The organism is Pseudomonas bananamidigenes (assembly GCF_001679645.1).
Taxonomy (GTDB): Bacteria; Pseudomonadota; Gammaproteobacteria; order Pseudomonadales; family Pseudomonadaceae; genus Aquipseudomonas; species Aquipseudomonas bananamidigenes.
The window spans coordinates 1-3016 of record NZ_LRUN01000117.1 but is presented as its reverse complement, the minus strand read 5'-3'; the positions used below and the strand labels follow the sequence as shown (position 1 = coordinate 3016).

Sequence of the window (3016 nt, the reverse complement as noted above, 5' to 3'; positions counted from 1 at the left end):
TTGAGTCATTCCCACGCAGAGCGTGGGAACGATCGGGACGAGAAGTTTATTTGCCGTTGTTCTCGATATGCCCCAACGGCACCCGCTTCTCTATCGCACTCGACAACACGATCGACGTCTTGCTGAACCCGAATTTCGCCACCCGGTTGATCAGCTCCTCCAGCTCGGTCATCGAGCCTACGGCAGCCTGCATGATCACGCAGGGGTCGCCGGTGACGCGGTGGCATTCGGTCAGTTGCGGGATGCTGATCAGTTCGTCGTACACCTTCGGGTTGCCATGCTGGTTCAGGCGCAGTTCGATGACGCACTGGATCGGCAGGCCGAGTCTGGCCATGTCGACCTTGGCCGAGTAACCGGTGATCACGCCGCCGGCCTCGAGTTTGGCCACGCGTTCGGCGACGGCGGGGGCGGAGAGGTTCACTTTGCGGGCGAGGTCGGCATAGGACGCGCGACCATTTTCGAGCAGGGCGGCGAGCAGCATGCGGTCGTATCTGTCCAAGGTCGGACTCCTGAAAATGCCAGACTTTCGAAATCGCGGTCAGGGCCGTCGATCTCCGTGTTTTCAAAAGTGTACCGGCGCTATAAACAGGTTTTGTAACTTATTTTTAGCGGTTGGCCTTTCTAGAATAACCCATCCCCTGAGTCTGACTTTCGAGCTGCCCATGTCTGCCTTGCGCCGTTTTTCCTTGCCGTTGATTGCTGCGTTCTTTGCGTTGTACGTGATTTGGGGATCGACCTATCTGGTGATCCGCATCGGCGTCGAATACTGGCCGCCCTTCATGCTCGGCGGCGTGCGATTCGTGATCGGCGGCAGCCTGATGTATGCGTTCCTGCGCTGGCGCGGGGTGCCGGCGCCGACCTGGGCGCAATGGAAAGCGGCGGGGATCATCGGGATTCTGCTGCTGAGTTTCGGCAACGGTGCGGTGACGGTGGCCGAACACACGGGCGTGGCATCGGGGGTCGCTGCACTGGCGGTGGCGACGGTGCCGTTGTTCACCTTGCTCTGCGGATATTTCTGGGGAGCACGCAATACCCGTCTGGAATGGGCCGGGGTGGGGATGGGGATACTCGGCATCGCCATGCTCAATATGGGTTCCAACCTGCAATCGAGTCCGCTGGGCGCGGCGTTGCTGATTTTCGCGGCGGCGAGCTGGGCCTTCGGCTCGGTGTGGAGCAAGCACTTGCCGTTGCCCCAGGGCGCAATGGCCAGTGCCGTGGAAATGCTGGTGGGTGGCGTGGTGCTGCTGATCGGCAGCGCAGTCAGCGGCGAGCACCTGGAGGCCATGCCGCCGCTGGAAGGCTGGCTGGCGCTGGCGTACCTGATCTTCTTCGGCTCAATCATCGCCTTCAACGCGTACATGTATCTGTTGAAAAACGTCCGCCCGGCGGCGGCCACCAGTTATGCCTATGTGAACCCTGCGGTGGCGGTGTTGCTGGGGATCGTGTTTGTCGGCGAGACCATCGGGGTCGAAGAGGCGCTGGCAATGCTGGTGATCATTGGCGCAGTGGTGCTGATCGGTCTGCCACAGTGGCGGCGTCCGGCACCGGCAGAGGTCTGCGAGCCCGAAGGCATTGCGACGGAGCAGCGTGCGAATTAGGGTAAACTGCGCGCCATCGCACACTTGCCCTGATTTTTCCTACGGTACTCCCATGACTTTCGCCACCCTTGGCCTGATCGAACCCTTGCTGCGCTCCCTCGAGAAGCTCGGCTACCAGACCCCGACGCCGGTGCAGGCGCAAGCCATTCCGGCGGTGCTGGCCGGTCGTGACCTGATGGCCGCCGCCCAGACCGGGACCGGCAAGACCGCCGGTTTCGCTTTGCCGCTGCTGCAATTGCTGGCGATGGAAGGGCCGAAAGTCGCTGCCAACTCGGTACGCGCGCTGATCCTGGTGCCGACCCGTGAACTGGCCGAACAAGTCCACGAGGCCGTGCGTCAGTACGCCGAAAATCTGCCGCTGCGCACTTACGCGGTGTATGGCGGCGTCAGCATCAACCCGCAGATGATGAAGCTGCGTGGCGGTGTCGACCTGCTGGTCGCGACCCCGGGCCGTCTGCTCGACCTGTTCCGTCAGAACGCGCTGAAGTTCAATCAGCTGCAAACCCTGGTGCTGGACGAAGCCGACCGCATGCTCGATCTGGGTTTCACTGAAGAGCTGGCGAACATTTACCGCGCGCTGCCGAAAAAACGTCAGACGCTGCTGTTCTCCGCGACTTTCTCCGATGACATCCGCCTGCTGGCCGGGCAGATGCTCAACGATCCGCTGAGCATCGAAGTCAGCCCGCGCAACGTGGCCGCCAACACCGTCAAGCAGTGGATCGTCACGGTGGACAAGAAGCGCAAGCCGGAACTGTTCGTGCACCTGATGCGCAAGAACAAGTGGAAGCAGGTGCTGGTGTTCGCCAAGACCCGCAACGGTGTGGACGCGCTGGTGGAAAAACTCCAGGGCCTGGGCGTGAACGCCGATGGCATCCATGGCGATAAACCCCAGGCCACCCGGCAGCGCGCGCTGGACCGTTTCAAGCTGAGCGAAGTGCAGATTCTGGTGGCCACCGACGTGGCGGCCCGTGGACTGGATATCGAAGATCTGCCATTGGTGGTCAACTTCGATCTGCCGATCGTGGCCGAGGATTACATTCACCGTATCGGTCGCACCGGCCGTGCGGGGTCTACCGGTGAGGCGATTTCCCTGGTGTGTGCCGATGAAGTGAATCTGCTGTCGGCCATCGAGATGCTGACCCGTCAGACCCTCAAGCGTCAGAACGAGCCGGACTTCGAGCCTGATCACCGCGTGCCGGAAACCGATGCCAGCGGTCAGGTGATCAAGAAGCCGAAGAAACCGAAAAAGCCGAAAGCGTCCGGTGGCGGTGGCAAACGCAATCTGGGCAAGTGGGTGGACAGCGGGGATAGCCAGGCGCCGGAGCCTTCGATCAAGCCTGTGCGTAAAGTGCCGGCGTTCAATACCGGGCCGCGCAAGCGTAAGCCTTAAAGATCAAAAGCCCCTCACCCTAACCCTC

Annotated in this window: 3 protein-coding genes; 2 read left to right on the top strand and 1 reads right to left on the bottom strand. The window is 61.6% G+C overall.

The genetic code is table 11. From position 1 onward, the window contains the following. Positions 1–46: 46 nt before the first annotated feature. Positions 47–499 (bottom strand): Lrp/AsnC family transcriptional regulator, encoded by a 453-nt coding sequence (locus BBF94_RS26865; protein ID WP_065261935.1) that lies wholly within the window; start codon positions 497–499, stop codon positions 47–49. A 163-nt stretch (positions 500–662) separates the two neighbouring features. Between BBF94_RS26865 and yedA the strand changes: the two genes are divergently transcribed. Together yedA and BBF94_RS26855 are read left to right on the top strand one after the other, a co-directional pair. Continuing rightward, a complete protein-coding gene (yedA, locus tag BBF94_RS26860) occupies positions 663–1598 on the top strand; it encodes a drug/metabolite exporter YedA (protein WP_065261934.1) in 936 nt (311 codons plus the stop codon). A gap of 52 nt (positions 1599–1650) precedes the next feature. Next, positions 1651–2988, top strand: coding sequence for a DEAD/DEAH box helicase (locus BBF94_RS26855; protein WP_065261933.1), 1338 nt, complete (start codon positions 1651–1653; stop codon positions 2986–2988). Positions 2989–3016: the final 28 nt, after the last annotated feature.

Coding starts and splice junctions, on each gene's coding strand:
- BBF94_RS26855 (WP_065261933.1), top strand. CDS start 1,651: ATGACTTTCGCCACCCTTGGCCTGATCGAACCCTTGCTGCGCTCCCTC.
- yedA (WP_065261934.1), top strand. CDS start 663: ATGTCTGCCTTGCGCCGTTTTTCCTTGCCGTTGATTGCTGCGTTCTTT.